We start from the raw sequence: 18,138 nt of genomic DNA on the forward strand, positions 1-18,138 counted from the left end.
GTCAGCGTCGTCTTGCCGTGGTCAACGTGACCAATCGTACCAACGTTCACGTGCGGCTTGGTCCGCTCGAATTTACCTTTTGCCATGATTCTCTTCTTTCAAAAATAATCGATTGTGATAACGAATTACTTCGTCTTCGCGCTGATGATCGCTTCTGCAACGTTCTTCGGAGCTTCAGCGTAGTGCTTGAATTCCATCGTGTACGTTGCGCGACCCTGCGTCAGCGAACGCAGCGACGTCGAGTAGCCGAACATTTCCGACAGCGGCACTTCGGCGCGCACGATCTTGCCGCCGCCCACCATGTCGTCCATGCCCTGGATAATGCCGCGACGACCCGACAGGTCGCCCATCACGTTACCCATGAAGTCTTCCGGCGTTTCCACTTCCACGGCCATCATCGGCTCGAGCAGAACAGGATCCGCACGACGCATCGCTTCCTTGAACGCCATCGAACCGGCCATGCGGAACGCATTTTCGTTCGAGTCGACGTCGTGGTACGAACCGAACGTCAGCGTGACCTTCACGTCGACAACCGGGAAGCCAGCCAGCACGCCGCTCTTCAGCGTTTCCTGGATACCCTTGTCAACCGACGGGATGTATTCACGCGGAATCACGCCGCCCTTGATCGCGTCGACGAACTCGTAGCCCTTGCCCAGTTCGCTGCGCTCGAGCGTAATGACCGCATGGCCGTACTGACCACGACCACCCGACTGCTTGACGAACTTGCCTTCGACGTCCGCGGCCGACTTGCGAATGGTTTCGCGGTATGCCACCTGCGGCTTGCCGACGGTCGCTTCCACGCCGAATTCGCGCTTCATCCGGTCGACCAGAATTTCGAGGTGGAGCTCGCCCATGCCCGAAATGATGGTTTGACCCGATTCTTCGTCGGTCTGCACGCGGAACGACGGATCTTCCTGAGCGAGACGGTTGAGCGCCAGGCCCATCTTTTCCTGGTCAGCCTTCGTCTTCGGCTCGACGGCCTGCGAAATCACCGGCTCCGGGAAAATCATGCGTTCGAGCACGATCGGATGTGCCGGATCGCACAGCGTGTCGCCCGTGGTCGCTTCCTTCAGGCCGACCGCAGCAGCGATGTCGCCTGCGCGAACTTCCTTGATTTCTTCGCGCTGGTTCGCGTGCATCTGCAGAATACGGCCGAGACGCTCTTTCTTGTCTTTGGTCGCATTGAGCAGCGTGTCGCCCGAATTGACGACGCCCGAGTAGACGCGGAAGAAGATCAGCTGGCCGACGAACGGGTCGGTCATGATCTTGAACGCGAGTGCCGAGAACTTCTCGTCGTCGGACGCACGGCGTTCCGTCTTCTCGCCATTTTCGAGTTCACCCGTAACCGGCGGGATGTCGACCGGCGACGGCAGGAAATCGATCACGGCGTCGAGCATACGCTGCACGCCCTTGTTCTTGAACGCGGTACCGCACAGCATCGGCTGGATTTCGCACGCGATCGTACGGTCACGCAGACCCTTCACGATCTCGGCTTCGGACAGCTCGCCCGCTTCGAGGTACTTGTTCATCAGGTCTTCGTTCGACTCGGCAGCCGCTTCGACCATCTTTTCGCGCCATTCATTGCACGTGTCGACGAGTTCAGCCGGGATGTCCACGTAGTCGAACTTGGTACCTTGCGATGCCTCGTCCCAAATGATCGCCTTCATCTTGATCAGGTCGACGACACCCTTGAAGCCTTCTTCCGCGCCGATCGGCACCACGACCGGAACCGGGTTCGCCTTCAGGCGCAGACGGAGCTGGTCGTAGACCTTGAAGAAGTTCGCGCCGGTACGGTCCATCTTGTTGACGAACGCGAGACGCGGCACCTTGTACTTGTTAGCCTGGCGCCACACCGTTTCCGACTGCGGCTGCACGCCGCCCACTGCGCAGTACACCATGCATGCGCCGTCGAGCACGCGCATCGAGCGCTCGACTTCAATCGTGAAGTCGACGTGGCCCGGGGTGTCGATGATGTTGATGCGGTGTTCCGGATAGTTGCCGCCCATGCCCTTCCAGAAGGCGGTGGTAGCAGCGGACGTGATCGTGATGCCACGCTCCTGCTCCTGCTCCATCCAGTCCATCGTGGCTGCGCCGTCGTGGACTTCACCGATCTTGTGGTTCACACCGGTGTAAAACAGAATGCGCTCGGTCGTCGTCGTTTTGCCGGCGTCGATGTGAGCGCTAATACCGATATTGCGGTAGCGCTCGATAGGAGTCTTGCGAGCCACTTTGATCCTCTACTGGGATGACACGATGCAGCCCAGCTGCATCATGCTTCAACACAAACGGGCGAGGCGCCTGAAAAGCGCACCCGCCCGGAATTTATTTCCGCTAAAAGCCCAGCCAGGCGCTTAGAAACGGAAATGCGAGAACGCGCGGTTGGCTTCTGCCATGCGGTGAACTTCGTCGCGCTTCTTCATCGCGCCGCCACGGCCTTCGGCCGCTTCGGAGAGTTCACCTGCCAGGCGCAGGGCCATCGACTTCTCGCTACGCTTCTTCGCAGCCTCACGCAGCCAGCGCATCGCCAATGCCATACGACGCGACGGGCGCACTTCGACCGGAACTTGATAGTTGGCACCACCAACGCGACGGCTCTTCACTTCGACCACCGGCTTGACGTTGTTGAGCGCAACCGTGAACACTTCCAGCGGGTCCTTGCCACCCTTGGTCTGGATTTGTTCGAATGCGCCATAAACGATGCGCTCTGCGACCGACTTCTTGCCGGACAGCATCAGCATGTTCATGAACTTGGCTACATCAACGTTACCGAACTTCGGATCCGGCAACACTTCCCGCTTGGGGACTTCGCGACGACGCGGCATGATTCTTCCTTTACTTGTTCAGTTGGAGCTGGTTCCAGCTCCGCGGCCACCAACAAACCCGATCACATCTTCACGACTAACCAGCTTGGCCGGGTGACCACTTACTCGACAGCACCGGCAATCCGGCACTCCCGCCTTGACCGCCCTGCGGCGATCCCTGATCAAAAACTGCTTACTTGGCAGCCTTTGCACGCTTCGCGCCGTACTTCGAGCGCGCTTGCTTACGGTCCTTGACGCCCTGGGTATCCAGCGAGCCGCGAACCATGTGGTAACGCACACCCGGCAAGTCCTTCACACGGCCGCCGCGGATCAGCACAACCGAGTGTTCCTGCAGGTTGTGGCCTTCACCGCCGATGTACGAAATCACTTCGAAGCCGTTCGTCAGACGAACCTTGGCGACCTTACGGAGTGCCGAGTTCGGCTTCTTCGGCGTCGTCGTGTACACACGGGTGCACACGCCGCGACGCTGGGGGCAGTCCTGCAGGGCCGGGCTCTTGCTCTTCGTCGTTTCCGACTGACGGCCTTTGCGAACCAGTTGGTTGATGGTTGGCATTGTTTATTCCTGAAATTGAACAAAATCTGCGCATCGATTTCGGGCAAAGCGAGAATCGGCGCACAGTTGACTTCCGAACCGGCGAAACGGGGCGAACTTTCGAACGCAACTCGACCCACCGAATACCGGAACCCAGCATCATATTCCGGAAATACCAACTAAGTCAACGGCTTGCGTGATTCGCCGGCCGGACGTGTGGTTTACCGGAAGGGTCGGAACGCCTGTGTCAGGCCGACTCGACGACGTCGATGATCTCGTCGCCGAAGCGCTCCAGCTTGCGCACGCCCATGCCGGGGATATGGCGCAGGTCGTCGATCGACTCCGGCGCGTTGCGTGCGATCTCGGCGAGCGTCGCGTCGTGGAAGATCACATAGGCCGGCACGCCGTCCGTCTTCGCCGTTTCCGCACGCCATGCGCGCAGTGCATCCCACCGCGCGCGCTCACGCGTGCCCATGCCGGCCGTCGGATCGACGCGCGTACCGCTGCGGCTCGACGACTGCCGCGTGCGCTGCGGCTTCACGTAGCGACGCAGCGTGACCTTCTCCTCGTTCTTCAGCACGGGCTTCGCGGCCTCGGTCAGCACGAGCGCACCGAAGCCGCCATGATCGACGGCCAGGTAGCCGTACGCGACGAGCTGCCGGAAAATCGCGCGCCACTCGGGCTCCGACAGCGACGCGCCGATCCCGAACGTCGTGAGCTGATCGTGGCCACGCTGCAACACCTTCTCGGTGCGCCCGCCGCGCAGGATCTCGATCAGGTGACTCGAGCCGAAATTGAAGCCGCTCGCGCGCTGCGCGCGGAACACGCAGGACAGCGCCATCTGCGCCTCACGCGTGGCGTCCCACGAATCGGGCGGCTCGAGGCACGTGTCGCAGTTGCCGCACGGCTTGCTCTCCTCGCCGAAGTAGTTCAGCAGCCGCACGCGGCGGCACGAGATCGTCTCGCACAGACCGAGCAGCGCGTCGAGCTTCGACGTCTGCACGCGCTTGTGCGCGTCGTCCGCATCGGACTCGTCGATCATCTTGCGCTGCTGGACGACGTCGCCGAGACCGTACGCCATCCACGCATTCGCGGGCATCCCGTCACGGCCGGCGCGGCCCGTTTCCTGGTAGTAACCTTCGACGCTCTTCGGCAGATCCAGGTGCGCGACGAAGCGCACGTCCGGCTTGTCGATGCCCATGCCGAACGCGATCGTCGCGCACATCACGATGCCTTCCTCTCGCTGGAACATTTCCTGGTGCTTCTGCCGCACCTCGAACTCCATCCCCGCGTGATACGGCAGCGCACGCACGCCCTGCGCCTTCAGCCATTCGGCCGTTTCCTCGACCTTGCGGCGCGACAGGCAATAGACGACGCCCGCATCCGTCGTACCGTCGGCATTCGTATGTTCGGCGCGGATGAAATCGAGCAGCTGCGAACGCGCGTTGTCCTTTTCGACGATCCGGTAGCGGATGTTCGGGCGATCGAAGCTCGACACGAACACGCGCGCGTCGTCGAGCGCGAGACGGTGGATGATCTCGTCGCGTGTGATCGCATCGGCCGTGGCAGTCAGCGCGACGCGCGGCACCGACGGGAACCGTTCATGCAGCACCGACAGCTGGATGTATTCCGGACGGAAATCGTGCCCCCATTGCGACACGCAGTGCGCTTCGTCGATCGCGAACAGGCCGATCTTCGCGCGCTCGAGCAGGTCGAGGAAGCGCCCCGTCATCAGCCGTTCCGGCGCGACGTACAGCAGGTCGATTTCGCCTTCGCGCAGCGCACGCTCGGTCGCCGCAGCCTCGGCGCCCGACAGCGTCGAATTCAGGTACGCCGCGCGCACGCCCACTTCGCTCAGTGCGGCGACCTGGTCCTGCATCAGCGCGATCAACGGCGACACGACGATGCCGGCGCCCTGCCCGGCCTCGCGGCGCAGCAGCGCCGGGATCTGGTAGCACAGCGACTTGCCGCCGCCGGTCGGCATCAGCACGAGGCAATCGCCGCCGCCGGCGACGTGTTCGACGATCTCGCCCTGCTGGCCGCGAAATGCGGGATAACCAAATACTTCGTCGAGGATTTCGAGGGCGCGGGACATGAATGAGGACTGGGACGGCTAAACGATGACCGCAATTTTAACAACGCGCTCGCTCGACGCGTGGCGAATCGTGCGGTTTTGGCCGATCGGCCAGGATTCGTTCGCGCACATGACGGGCCTGCGGCGGCTGCACGGCAGGCCCGTCATGCACGTGAACGACAGATGAAAAAAAACCGCCCGGCGGAACCGGGCGGTTTCGGTGACAGCAAGGTAAGGCAAGGCGGCTCGCGCCGCCCGCACTTACTCGGCTGCCGGGTGTTGCTGCGGCTCTTCTGCCGGCGCGCTCGGCGTGCCGAAGTCGAACGATTCTTCCGCTGCGATCTGGTCGAAACGCTCGCGATCCGACGATTCCTTCGCCTTGCGTGCCTTGTGGAACGCGAGACCCGTACCGGCCGGAATCAGACGGCCGACGATCACGTTTTCCTTCAGGCCACGCAGATCGTCGCGCTTGCCCATGATCGCCGCTTCGGTCAGCACGCGGGTCGTTTCCTGGAACGATGCCGCGGAGATGAACGAGTCGGTCGACAGCGATGCCTTCGTGATACCGAGCAGCACGTTGTCGTACGAAGCCGGACGCTTGTCCTCGGCGATCATGCGATCGTTCTCGTCCAGCATGTCGGAACGTTCGACCTGTTCGCCCGGGATGAAGCGCGTATCACCGTTGTCGGTGATCTGCACACGACGCAGCATCTGGCGAACGATCACCTCGATGTGCTTGTCGTTGATCTTCACGCCCTGCAGACGATACACGTCCTGCACTTCGTCGACGATGTAGCGCGACAGCGCCTCGATACCCTGCAGACGCAGGATGTCGTGCGGATCGGCCGGACCGTCCACGATCATTTCGCCCTTGTTGACGACCTGAGCATCGTGAACCAGAACCTGCTTTTCCTTCGCGATCAGGAACTCGTGCTGGTTGCCCTCGAGATCCGTGATGACGAGACGCTGCTTGCCCTTCGTGTCCTTACCGAACGACGTCGTACCGGTGACTTCCGCGAGAATGCCGGCATCCTTCGGCGAACGCGCTTCGAACAGTTCCGCCACCCGCGGCAGACCGCCGGTAATGTCACGCGTCTTCTGCGCTTCCGTCGGGATACGTGCGAGCACTTCACCGACCTGCACCTGCTGGCCATCCTTCACGGTGATCAGTGCGCCGACCTGGAAGCCGATCTGCACTGCGTGCTCCGTGCCCGGAATCTTCACTTCGTCGCCGTTCGCGTCGAGCAGCTTGACCTGCGGACGCACGCTCTTCGAAGCCTGCGAACCACGGCGCTTCACGTCGATCACGACCAGCGTCGACAGGCCGGTCACGTCGTCGATCTGCTTCGCGACGGTCACGCCTTCCTCGACGTTCTCGAACTTCACCGTACCACCGTACTCGGTGATGATCGGACGCGTCAGCGGATCCCACGTGGCGAGCTGCGTGCCTGCCTTGATCGTCACGCCGTCGAGCTGCAGCAGCGTCGCGCCGTACGGCACTTTGTGACGCTCGCGCTCGCGACCGAAATCGTCGGTGATCATCGCTTCGCCCGAACGGGAAATGACGATCTGCTCGCCCTTCGCGTTCGTGACGTAGCGCATCGTCGCCGTGAAGCGGACGATACCGTTGCTCTTCGCTTCGACCGACGAAGCCACTGCCGCACGCGATGCCGCACCACCGATGTGGAACGTACGCATCGTCAGCTGCGTGCCCGGTTCACCGATCGACTGTGCAGCGATCACGCCAACCGCTTCGCCGACGTTCACGAGCGAGCCGCGGCCGAGGTCACGGCCGTAGCAGGCCGCGCACAGGCCGTAACGCGTTTCGCAGGTCAGCGGCGTGCGCACGCGCACTTCGTCGATGCCCAGGCGTTCGATTTCCTCGACCGCCGTTTCGTCGAGCAGCGTGCCCGATTCGTACACCGTTTCCTGCGTTTCCGGGTTCACGACATCCGCAACCGCAACGCGGCCGAGGATACGGTCGCGCAGCGCTTCGACGACTTCACCGCCTTCGACGAGTGCCTTCATCGCCACGCCGTTCGACGTGCCGCAATCGTCTTCCACCACGACCAGATCCTGCGTGACGTCGACCAGACGACGCGTCAGGTAACCCGAGTTCGCGGTCTTCAGTGCCGTATCAGCCAGACCCTTACGTGCACCGTGGGTCGAGATGAAGTACTGCAACACGTTCAGACCTTCGCGGAAGTTCGCGGTAATCGGCGTCTCGATAATCGAGCCGTCCGGCTTCGCCATCAGGCCACGCATACCGGCCAGCTGACGAATCTGAACCGCCGAACCCCGGGCGCCCGAGTCGGCCATCATGTAGATCGAGTTGAACGACTCCTGGCGCGTCTCGTTGCCGTCGCGGTCCGTCACCGGCTCCGTCGACAGCTGCTCCATCATCGCCTTGCCGACCGCTTCCGACGTTGCCGACCAGATGTCGACCACGTTGTTGTAGCGTTCCTGCGCGGTGACGAGACCCGACATGTACTGACGGTCGTACTCCTTCACCTTCTTCGCGGCGTCGCCGACGATCGTTTCCTTCTGCGGCGGCACGAGCATGTCGTCCACGCAGATCGAAATACCGGCACGCGTCGCGAGACGGAAACCCGACTGCATCAGCTGATCGGCAAACACCACCGTCGCGCGCAGGCCGCACTTGCGGAACGCCGTGTTGATCAGGCGCGAGATTTCCTTCTTCTTCAGCGGCTTGTTCAGCACCGAGAACGGCAGGCCGTGCGGCAGGATCTCCGACAGGATCGCGCGGCCGACGGTCGTCGCGTACAGCGAGATCTTCGGCACGAATTCCGGCGCGCCTTCCGACGTGTCTTCGTTGCGGACCATTTCGGTGATCCGCACGTTGACGCGCGATGCGAGCTCGACTTCCTTGTTCTCGTACGCGCGGATTGCTTCCGACACGCCCGTGAACGACAGGCCTTCGCCCTTGCCGTTGACCGCTTCGCGGGTCGCGTAGTACAGACCCAGCACGATATCCTGCGACGGCACGATCGACGGATCGCCGTTGGCCGGGAACAGCACGTTGTTCGACGCCAGCATCAGCGTACGCGCTTCCATCTGCGCTTCGAGCGACAGCGGCACGTGAACGGCCATCTGGTCACCGTCGAAGTCGGCGTTGAACGCCGCGCAGACGAGCGGGTGCAGCTGAATTGCCTTACCTTCGATCAGCACCGGCTCGAACGCCTGGATACCGAGACGGTGCAGCGTCGGCGCACGGTTCAGCATCACCGGGTGCTCGCGGATCACCTCTTCGAGGATGTCCCACACCACCGGCGTCTGGTTCTCGACTTCCTTCTTCGCAGCCTTGATGGTCGTCGCGACGCCCATCACTTCCAGCTTGTTGAAGATGAACGGCTTGAACAGCTCGAGCGCCATCAGCTTCGGCAGACCGCACTGGTGCAGCTTCAGCGTCGGACCGACCACGATGACCGAACGGCCCGAGTAGTCGACGCGCTTGCCCAGCAGGTTCTGACGGAAACGGCCGCCCTTGCCCTTGATCATGTCGGCGAGCGACTTCAGCGGACGCTTGTTCGCGCCCGTCATCGCCTTGCCGCGACGACCGTTGTCGAGCAGCGAGTCGACGGCTTCCTGCAGCATCCGCTTTTCGTTGCGGACGATGATTTCAGGCGCCTTCAGCTCGAGCAGACGCTTCAACCGGTTGTTACGGTTGATCACGCGGCGATACAGGTCGTTCAGGTCCGACGTCGCGAAACGGCCGCCGTCCAGCGGCACGAGCGGACGCAGTTCCGGCGGCAGCACCGGCAGCACTTCGAGGATCATCCACTCGGGCTTGATGCCCGAGCGCTGGAATGCCTCGAGGACCTTCAGGCGCTTCGCGTACTTCTTGATCTTCGCTTCCGAGCCGGTGTTCTTCAGCTCGGTGCGCAGCGTCTCGACCTGCTCGTCGATGTTGATCGCACGCAGCAGTTCACGCACGCCTTCCGCGCCCATTTCGGCACGGAATTCGTCGCCGTATTCCTCGACCTTGTTGTAGTAATCCTCTTCGGTCATGATCTGCCGCGCCTTCAGCGGCGTCATGCCCGGTTCGATCACCACATAGGCTTCGAAGTACAGCACGCGTTCGATGTCGCGCAGCGTCATGTCGAGCACCATGCCCAGACGCGACGGCAGCGACTTCAGGAACCAGATGTGCGCGACCGGCGAGGCCAGTTCGATGTGGCCCATCCGTTCGCGACGCACCTTCGCCAGCGTCACTTCGACGCCGCACTTCTCGCAGATCACGCCGCGGTGCTTCAGACGCTTGTACTTGCCGCACAGGCACTCGTAGTCCTTGATCGGCCCGAAGATCTTCGCGCAGAAGAGACCATCGCGTTCCGGCTTGAACGTACGGTAGTTGATGGTCTCCGGCTTCTTCACTTCGCCGAACGACCACGAACGGATCTTGTCCGGCGAGGCCAGACCGATCTTGATCGCGTCGAAAACTTCTTCCTGTTGGACTTGCTTGAATAGATCGAGCAGAGCTTTCATTGCTTTCTCTCCGTAGTCCGATTAATTGCGGTCGAGATCGATATCGATACCGAGCGAGCGGATTTCCTTCACGAGCACGTTGAAGGATTCCGGCATGCCTGCATCGATCACGTGATCGCCCTTGACCAGGTTTTCATAAACCTTGGTACGGCCGTTCACGTCGTCCGACTTCACCGTCAGCATTTCCTGCAGCACGTAGGACGCGCCGTACGCTTCGAGTGCCCACACTTCCATTTCACCGAAACGCTGGCCACCGAACTGCGCCTTACCACCCAGCGGCTGCTGCGTGACGAGCGAGTACGGGCCGGTCGAACGCGCGTGCATCTTGTCGTCGACCAAGTGGTGCAGCTTCAGGTAGTGCATGTAGCCAAGCGTCACGCGACGTTCGAACATTTCACCCGTGCGGCCGTCGTACAGACGGACCTGGTTCTTCGACGGGTTCATGCCGAGCTGTTCCGCGATGTCGTCCGGGAACGCGAGGTCGAGCATCTTGCCCATTTCTTCCTCGGTCGCACCGTCGAACACCGGCGTTGCAAACGGCACGCCTTCGCGCAGGTTCTTCGCGAGTTCGAGGATCTCGTCGTCGGTGAAGCTTTCCAGATCTTCCTGGCGGCCCGAGTCGTTGTAGATCTTCGTCAGGAACACGCGCAGTTCCTCGATCTTCGTCTGACGCTGCAGCATTTCGCCGATACGCCAGCCGAGGCCCTTCGCGGCCCAGCCGAGGTGCACTTCCAGAACCTGACCCACGTTCATCCGCGACGGCACGCCCAGCGGGTTCAGCACGACGTCTGCCGGACGGCCATCGGCCATGTACGGCATGTCTTCGATCGGGACGATCTTCGACACGACACCCTTGTTACCGTGACGGCCTGCCATCTTGTCGCCAGGCTGCAGGCGACGCTTGACCGCGAGGTACACCTTGACCATCTTCAGCACGCCCGGCGGCAGTTCGTCGCCTTGCGTGAGCTTCTTGCGCTTCTCTTCGAACGCGAGGTCGAACTGGTGGCGCTTTTCTTCGATCGAGTTCTTGATCGCTTCGAGCTGCGCCGCTGCTTCGTCGTCCGCGAGGCGGATGTCGAACCAGTGGTAGTGGTCGAGGTCTTCCAGGTAAGCCTGGTCGATCTTCGTGCCCTTCGCGAGCTTCTTCGGACCGCCGTTCGCGACCTTGCCCACGAGCATGCGTGCGAGACGCTGGAACGCGTCGCCTTCCACGATGCGCAGCTGGTCGTTCAGGTCGAGACGGTAACGCTTCAGTTCGTCGTCGATGATCTGTTGCGCACGCTTGTCGCGCTGGATGCCTTCACGCGTGAACACCTGGACGTCGATCACGGTGCCGCTCATGCCCGACGGCACGCGCAGCGACGTGTCCTTCACGTCCGAAGCCTTCTCGCCGAAGATCGCGCGCAGCAGCTTCTCTTCCGGCGTCAGCTGGGTCTCGCCCTTCGGCGTGACCTTGCCGACCATCACGTCGCCTGCTTCGACTTCCGCACCGATGTACACGATGCCCGATTCGTCGAGACGGCCGAGCTGGACTTCAGCCAGGTTCGAGATGTCGCGCGTGATTTCTTCCGGCCCGAGCTTCGTGTCACGTGCAACGACATTCAGCTCTTCGATGTGGATCGACGTGTAGCGATCGTCCGCAACGACCTTCTCCGAGATCAGGATCGAGTCTTCGAAGTTGTAGCCGTTCCACGGCATGAACGCGATCAGCATGTTCTGGCCGAGCGCGAGCTCGCCCAGGTCCGTCGAGGCGCCGTCGGCCAGCACGTCGCCGCGCGAGACCTTGTCGCCCATCTTCACGATCGGACGCTGGTTGATGTTCGTGTTCTGGTTCGAACGCGTGTACTTGATCAGGTTGTAGATGTCGACACCGACTTCACCTGCGACCGCTTCGTCGTCGTTCACGCGAATCACGATACGGCCTGCGTCGACATAGTCGACGACGCCGCCGCGGAACGCCTGAACCGTCGTACCCGAGTCGACCGCGCAGGTGCGCTCGATGCCCGTACCGACGACCGGCTTTTCCGGACGCAGACACGGCACGGCCTGACGCTGCATGTTCGAACCCATCAGTGCACGGTTCGCGTCATCGTGTTCAAGGAACGGAATCAGCGAAGCTGCAACCGACACGATCTGCGACGGCGCAACGTCCATGTACTGGATGCGGTCCGGCGTGACCATCATCGTTTCGCCGGCTTCACGCGACGACACGAGTTCGTCGATCAGCTGGCCGTTTTCGTCGATCGCGGCGTTCGCCTGCGCGATCATGTAGCGGCCTTCTTCGATCGCCGACAGGTAGTCGATCTGGTCGGTCACCTTGCTGTCCACGACCTTGCGGTACGGCGTCTCGAGGAAGCCGTACTCGTTCAGGTGCGCATACAGTGCGAGCGAGTTGATCAGACCGATGTTCGGACCTTCCGGCGTTTCGATCGGGCACACGCGGCCATAGTGGGTCGGGTGCACGTCGCGAACTTCAAAGCCTGCGCGTTCACGCGTCAGACCGCCCGGGCCCAATGCGGAAACACGGCGCTTGTGCGTGATTTCCGACAGCGGGTTGGTCTGGTCCATGAACTGCGACAGCTGCGACGAACCGAAGAACTCGCGGATCGCCGACGAAATCGGCTTCGAGTTGATCAGGTCGTGCGGCATCAGGTTTTCGCTTTCGGCCTGGCCGAGGCGTTCCTTGACCGCGCGCTCGACACGCACGAGACCTGCGCGGAACTGGTTTTCCGCCAGTTCGCCGACGCAACGCACGCGACGGTTGCCGAGGTGGTCGATGTCGTCCACTTCGCCCTTGCCGTTGCGCAGCTCGACGAGGATCTTGATCGTCGCGAGGATGTCGTCGTCCTGCAGCGTCATCGGGCCGGTGATCTCGTCACGGCTGACGCGGCGGTTGAACTTCATACGGCCGACCTTCGACAGGTCGTACGCTTCTTCGCTGTAGAACAGACGATTGAACAGTGCCTCGACCGCTTCTTCGGTCGGCGGCTCGCCCGGACGCATCATGCGGTAGATCGCGATGCGCGCAGCCGTCCTGTCGGTCGTTTCGTCGACACGCAGCGTCGACGAAATGTACGGGCCCTGGTCCAGGTCGTTCGTGTAGAGCGTCTGGATATCCTTGATGCCCGCTTCGCGCAGCTTCTCGAGCACGCTTTCCGTGACTTCGTCGTTCGCGCTCGCGATCACTTCGCCGGTATCGCCATCGACGACGTTCTTCGCCAGCACGCGGCCGAGCAGATAGTCTTCCGGCACCGAGATGAACTTGGTCTTGGCGGCTTCGAGGTCGCGAATGTGCTTCGCGTTGATCCGCTTGTCCTTCTGGACGATGACCTTGCCATCACGATCCGTGATGTCGAAACGCGCGACTTCACCACGCAGGCGCTCGGGCACGAACTCGAGTTGTGCGCCTTCGTCCATCAGCGTGAAGTTGTCGAACACGAAGAAGTTCGCGAGGATCTGTTCCGGCGTGAGGCCGATGGCCTTCAGCAGGATCGTGACCGGCATCTTGCGGCGACGGTCGACGCGGAAGTACAGGATGTCCTTCGGATCGAATTCGAAGTCGAGCCACGAGCCGCGGTACGGAATGATCCGTGCCGAGAACAGCAGCTTGCCCGAGCTGTGCGTCTTGCCCTTGTCGTGTTCGAAGAACACGCCCGGCGAACGGTGCAGCTGCGAGACGATGACACGCTCGGTGCCGTTGATGACGAACGAGCCCGTCGGCGTCATGAGCGGCATTTCGCCCATGTACACTTCCTGCTCTTTCACTTCCTTGACGACCGGCTTGTTCGGCGATTCCTTGTCGAGGATGACAAGGCGGACCTTCGCGCGCAGCGCGGAGCAGTACGTCAGGCCACGCTGCTGGCATTCCTTGATGTTGAATGCCGGCGCGGACAACGCATAGCTCACGAACTCGAGGCGCGCGAAACCGTTGTGCGAAACAATGGGAAATACCGATGTGAACGCGGCCTGCAAACCTTCAGGCTTGCGTTGCGCGGCCGGCACATCGGCTTGCAGAAACGTGCTGAATGATTCAAGCTGGGTAGCCAGCAAGAAAGGAACTTGGTGAACGATGGGGCGCTTCGCGAAACTCTTGCGAATGCGCTTCTTCTCGGTGAAGGAATATTGCATACGATCTCCGAATCACGGCGGGTGCTATCGAGGCGGAATACCTTGACGTTTCAAACCCGAGTGTTCACCGACTGAGACCCGATGGCCGTTCGACGGCTTGAACGAGCCGAGAAGCTTGGTGGTTGGCCGCTACCAACCGCTGGCTGACGGCAGCGGATGCCTGTGTTGCCCGCTACCCGACCAAACTTGCCTTCTGCAGTCGCTTCAGAAGACAAAGAGAACCGCCATTCGTGACCAATGACAACGATCAGGCGGTTTTCTTTGGCTTCTGGGGCCGATTATTCGGGCTCCCGAATGAGTGCCAGAATAACGTCCCCACAAAGCACAAAAAGGCCGGCGGTGAAAATACCGCCAGCCTTCGCGCAGCGAGCCGAAACTTACTTGATTTCGGCCTTCGCGCCTGCGTCTTCCAGCTTCTTCTTGGCTTCGTCAGCAGCAGCCTTCGGCACTGCTTCCTTGACGGGCTTCGGTGCGCCGTCAACCAGGTCCTTCGCTTCCTTCAGGCCCAGGCCCGTCAGTTCGCGAACTGCCTTGATGACTGCAACCTTGTTGCCGCCTGCTTCGAGCAGCATGACCGTGAATTCGGTCTGCTCTTCAGCAGCAGCAGCAGCGCCGCCGCCTGCCGGGCCAGCGACTGCCACTGCAGCTGCCGACACGCCAAACTTCTCTTCGAACGCCTTGACCAGTTCGTTCAGTTCCAGAACGGTCATCCCTTCGACTGCTGCCAGGATGTCTTCTTTTGCGATTGCCATTTGAAATACTCCTAAATTGAATTCGGATACAGCCAGCGATCAATGACGCTGATGCACGTTCGATTACGCAGCTTCCGCTTGCTTCTTCTCGGCCAGCGCGGCCAGAGCGCGCGCGAAGCTCGAAACAGGCGATTGCATAACGAACAGCAGCTTCGAGAGCAGTTCTTCGCGGCTCGGGATGCTTGCCAGCGCTTGCACGCCAGCCTTGTCCATCACCTTGCCATCGAACGAACCAGCCTTGATGACCAACTTGTCATTGCTCTTGCTGAAGTCGTTGACGACCTTAGCAGCAGCAATTGCATCTTCCGAGATGCCGTAGATCAACGGGCCAGTCATCTGCTCTGCCAGCGGAGCAAACGGCGTACCTTCAACAGCGCGACGCGCCAGCGTGTTCTTCAACACGCGCAGGTAAACCTTTTGCTCACGCGCTTGCGCGCGCAGCTTGGTCAGATCGCCAACCGCAATTCCACGATACTCAGCCAGCACAACGGTCTGGGCCTTCGCGACTTGCGCGGAAACCTCAGCGACGACGGCTTGCTTGTCTTCTCTATTAAGCGGCACGGTTAGCCTCCAGAAACGATACGTTCGGCACGAAACCTCACGTACCTCGTTCAACAACGGCGTCCGACCTCGTTAGGAGTATTTCCACCTCACGCCGGGAATCGCTTCACGGCCTGCGGCTTCACCACTGCAAAACTTTTTCGGGTTCGCCATCTGCGTTGGCTTGAATTAAGGGATCACCTGACTGCTGCGCCCCACCAACGGTCTTTGATAACCGGTTGCCCGCCCTACCGCACGAACAACCGCCCAAAGCCCATGTAGGCCGCTTCGCGAACGAAGCGGCCCGAATACTTGCTTACTGCGCTGCCAGCGTAGCCTGGTCAACACGCACGCCGACGCCCATCGTGCTCGACAGTGCGATCTTGCGCAGGTAGATGCCCTTGCTCGTTGCCGGCTTTGCCTTTTGCAGCGCTTCGATCAGCGCCGACAGGTTCGAACGCAGTGCGGTCGGCTCGAACGATGCACGGCCGATGGTCGCGTGGATGATACCGGCCTTGTCGACACGGAATTGCACCTGACCAGCCTTCGCGTTCTTGACGGCGGTTGCGACGTCCGGCGTGACCGTACCGACCTTCGGGTTCGGCATCAGGCCGCGCGGGCCGAGGATCTGGCCGAGCGTACCGACGATACGCATCGTGTCCGGCGAAGCGATCACGATGTCGAAATCCATCTGGCCAGCCTTGATCTGCTCTGCCAGGTCTTCCATACCGACGATTTCCGCGCCTGCTGCACGAGCTTGCTCAGCCTTCTCGCCTTGCGCGAACACAGCAACGCGAACCGACTTGCCCGTACCTGCCGGCAGGACGACCGAACCACGAACGACCTGGTCCGACTTCTTTGCATCGATGCCGAGCTGGACTGCGACGTCGATCGACTCGTCGAACTTCGCGCTCGCGCATTCCTTCACGAGGCTCAGTGCGTCTTCGATCGCGTACAGCTTCTGACGATCAACCTTGGCGGCAAATGCCTGACGGCGCTTGGAGATCTTAGCCATTTACACGCCCTCCACAGTGATGCCCATCGAGCGTGCGCTACCAGCGATGGTGCGAACGGCTGCGTCCAGATCAGCTGCCGTAAGGTCCGGCATCTTGGTCTTCGCGATTTCTTCGGCTTGAGCGCGCGTGATCGAACCGACCTTGTCGGTGTGCGGCTTGCTCGAGCCCTTGTCCACCTTCGCCGCCTTCTTGATCAGGACGGTCGCCGGCGGCGTCTTCATCACGAACGTGAAGCTCTTGTCAGCGAATGCCGTGATGACCACCGGCACCGGCAGACCCGGCTCCATGCCTTGAGTCTGCGCGTTGAACGCCTTGCAGAACTCCATGATGTTCAGGCCGCGCTGGCCCAGTGCCGGACCGACCGGCGGCGACGGGTTGGCTTTACCTGCAGGGATCTGCAGCTTGATAAAGCCGATAATCTTCTTTGCCATTTGTGAACCTCATTGGAACGCCAGGGGAGGCGTTCGGTGAGTAGTAACGCGCTTTCGCCGCTGGCTACTGACGCTCCTCAACGGCCATGACGCGGGCCGTAAGCGCGAAGGTGGGCAGCCGAGGCTGCCCACCGAATCGGGATCAAACTTTTTCGACCTGGCCGAACTCGAGTTCGACCGGAGTGGATCGGCCAAAGATGGTGACCGACACACGCACGCGCGATTTTTCGTAGTTGACTTCTTCGACGGTGCCATTGAAGTCCGTGAACGGGCCTTCCTTGACGCGCACCATCTCGCCGACTTCGAACAGGGTCTTCGGGCGCGGCTTTTCGACGCCTTCCTGCATCTGCGACATGATCTTCTCGACTTCCTTCGGGGAAATCGGGGTCGGGCGGTTACGCGCACCGCCAACGAAACCGGTGACCTTCGCGGTATTCTTCACGAGGTGCCACGTTTCGTCCGTCATTTCCATTTCCACCAGCACGTAGCCAGGGAAGAAACGACGCTCGGTCACAGCCTTGTGGCCGCCTTTGACTTCGACCACTTCTTCGGTCGGAACCAGGATCTGACCGAATTTGTCCTGCATGCCAGCACGTTCGATGCGCTCTTGAAGCGCGCGTTGCACGCTCTTCTCCATACCGGAGTAGGCGTGCACGACGCACCAACGCTTTCCGCTCGGGGATGCCGGAGTATCGCTCATATCATTTCCAACCCAGAATCGCCGAGAAAATCACCCATTCGATCGATTTGTCACTCAACCAGAGGAAAATCGCCATCACGAGCACGAAACCGAACACGACGAGTGTGGTTTGCGTTGCTTCCTTGCGGGTGGGCCAAACGACCTTCCGGACTTCCTTGTACGAATCCTTGGCAAAGGCGATGAGACTCTTGCCAGGTGCGGACATCAGCCCGACGGCCACGCCGGCGATGATACCTACCGCCAACGCGGCACCGCGGACATACCACTGCTGATTGGCCAGCCAGAAGAAGCCCACGAATCCGGCCAAGACCAGCAATACGCCCAGGGCCAGCATCAGCTTATCGCCGGAGGTATTTACAGTTTCGACGGATGGATTCGCCATAACACCTTAAAACAAATGCCACGTAGGACACGTGGCTATTTTTTGGCAGGGGCAGAGGGAATCGAACCCCCAACCTTCGGTTTTGGAGACCGACGCTCTGCCAGTTGAGCTATACCCCTAAACCATACTGGGGCTGGCTGTTGCCAGCCCCAAAACTGTCGATCAACGAATAACTGGCTTACTCGATGATCTTGGCGACGACGCCGGCGCCGACCGTACGGCCGCCTTCGCGGATTGCGAAGCGCAGACCTTCTT

General features: G+C 61.1%; 13 protein-coding genes, 1 tRNA gene and 1 pseudogene. All 15 read right to left on the reverse strand.

All coding sequences use genetic code 11. The features are described from left to right. A partial coding sequence (locus BDI24065_RS39695) for a GTP-binding protein (protein ID WP_033473206.1) occupies positions 1 to 86 on the reverse strand: 86 nt, incomplete at its 3' end. A 39-nt stretch (positions 87 to 125) separates the two neighbouring features. Beyond that, entirely contained in the window at positions 126 to 2,228 is a 2,103-nt protein-coding gene (fusA, locus tag BDI24065_RS39700) for an elongation factor G (RefSeq protein ID WP_011350673.1), read from the reverse strand. Between the two features lie 123 nt (positions 2,229 to 2,351). Continuing rightward, the gene (rpsG, locus tag BDI24065_RS39705) at positions 2,352 to 2,822 is read right to left on the reverse strand and encodes a 30S ribosomal protein S7 (protein ID WP_006477195.1); all 471 of its coding nucleotides are present in this window, start codon (positions 2,820 to 2,822) and stop codon (positions 2,352 to 2,354) included. Positions 2,823 to 2,994: 172 nt separating this feature from the next. Next, entirely contained in the window at positions 2,995 to 3,375 is a 381-nt protein-coding gene (gene rpsL, locus BDI24065_RS39710; RefSeq protein ID WP_006400662.1) for a 30S ribosomal protein S12, read from the reverse strand. A gap of 226 nt (positions 3,376 to 3,601) precedes the next feature. Continuing rightward, complete coding sequence (gene recQ / locus BDI24065_RS39715) at positions 3,602 to 5,449, reverse strand: DNA helicase RecQ (RefSeq protein ID WP_175035780.1); 1,848 nt, start codon at positions 5,447 to 5,449, stop codon at positions 3,602 to 3,604. A 240-nt stretch (positions 5,450 to 5,689) separates the two neighbouring features. Continuing rightward, positions 5,690 to 9,934 (reverse strand): DNA-directed RNA polymerase subunit beta', encoded by a 4,245-nt coding sequence (gene rpoC / locus BDI24065_RS39720; protein WP_175035781.1) that lies wholly within the window; start codon positions 9,932 to 9,934, stop codon positions 5,690 to 5,692. Positions 9,935 to 9,955: 21 nt separating this feature from the next. Continuing rightward, complete coding sequence (rpoB, locus tag BDI24065_RS39725) at positions 9,956 to 14,062, reverse strand: DNA-directed RNA polymerase subunit beta (protein ID WP_175035782.1); 4,107 nt, start codon at positions 14,060 to 14,062, stop codon at positions 9,956 to 9,958. Between the two features lie 377 nt (positions 14,063 to 14,439). After that, positions 14,440 to 14,814 (reverse strand): 50S ribosomal protein L7/L12, encoded by a 375-nt coding sequence (gene rplL / locus BDI24065_RS39730; RefSeq protein WP_011350669.1) that lies wholly within the window; start codon positions 14,812 to 14,814, stop codon positions 14,440 to 14,442. Between the two features lie 63 nt (positions 14,815 to 14,877). Continuing rightward, on the reverse strand, positions 14,878 to 15,375 hold the full coding sequence (gene rplJ, locus BDI24065_RS39735) for a 50S ribosomal protein L10 (protein WP_174939871.1): 498 nt from the start codon (positions 15,373 to 15,375) through the stop codon (positions 14,878 to 14,880). Positions 15,376 to 15,670: 295 nt separating this feature from the next. Continuing rightward, the gene (rplA, locus tag BDI24065_RS39740) at positions 15,671 to 16,369 is read right to left on the reverse strand and encodes a 50S ribosomal protein L1 (RefSeq protein ID WP_174939873.1); all 699 of its coding nucleotides are present in this window, start codon (positions 16,367 to 16,369) and stop codon (positions 15,671 to 15,673) included. Then, positions 16,370 to 16,801 (reverse strand): 50S ribosomal protein L11, encoded by a 432-nt coding sequence (gene rplK / locus BDI24065_RS39745; protein WP_006477201.1) that lies wholly within the window; start codon positions 16,799 to 16,801, stop codon positions 16,370 to 16,372. It lies immediately after the preceding gene. Between the two features lie 142 nt (positions 16,802 to 16,943). Continuing rightward, positions 16,944 to 17,501, reverse strand: a complete 558-nt coding sequence (gene nusG / locus BDI24065_RS39750; RefSeq protein ID WP_175035783.1) for a transcription termination/antitermination protein NusG — start codon at positions 17,499 to 17,501, stop codon at positions 16,944 to 16,946. Position 17,502: 1 nt separating this feature from the next. After that, complete coding sequence (secE, locus tag BDI24065_RS39755) at positions 17,503 to 17,883, reverse strand: preprotein translocase subunit SecE (RefSeq protein WP_006482892.1); 381 nt, start codon at positions 17,881 to 17,883, stop codon at positions 17,503 to 17,505. 43 nt (positions 17,884 to 17,926) lie between these two features. Beyond that, positions 17,927 to 18,002, reverse strand: a tRNA-Trp gene (locus BDI24065_RS39760). 59 nt (positions 18,003 to 18,061) lie between these two features. Next, positions 18,062 to 18,138: pseudogene (locus tag BDI24065_RS39765) on the reverse strand (elongation factor Tu); the annotation flags it as partial.

The sequence above is a fragment of the Burkholderia lata genome (assembly GCF_902499025.1).
Lineage (GTDB): Bacteria > Pseudomonadota > Gammaproteobacteria > Burkholderiales > Burkholderiaceae > Burkholderia > Burkholderia lata_C.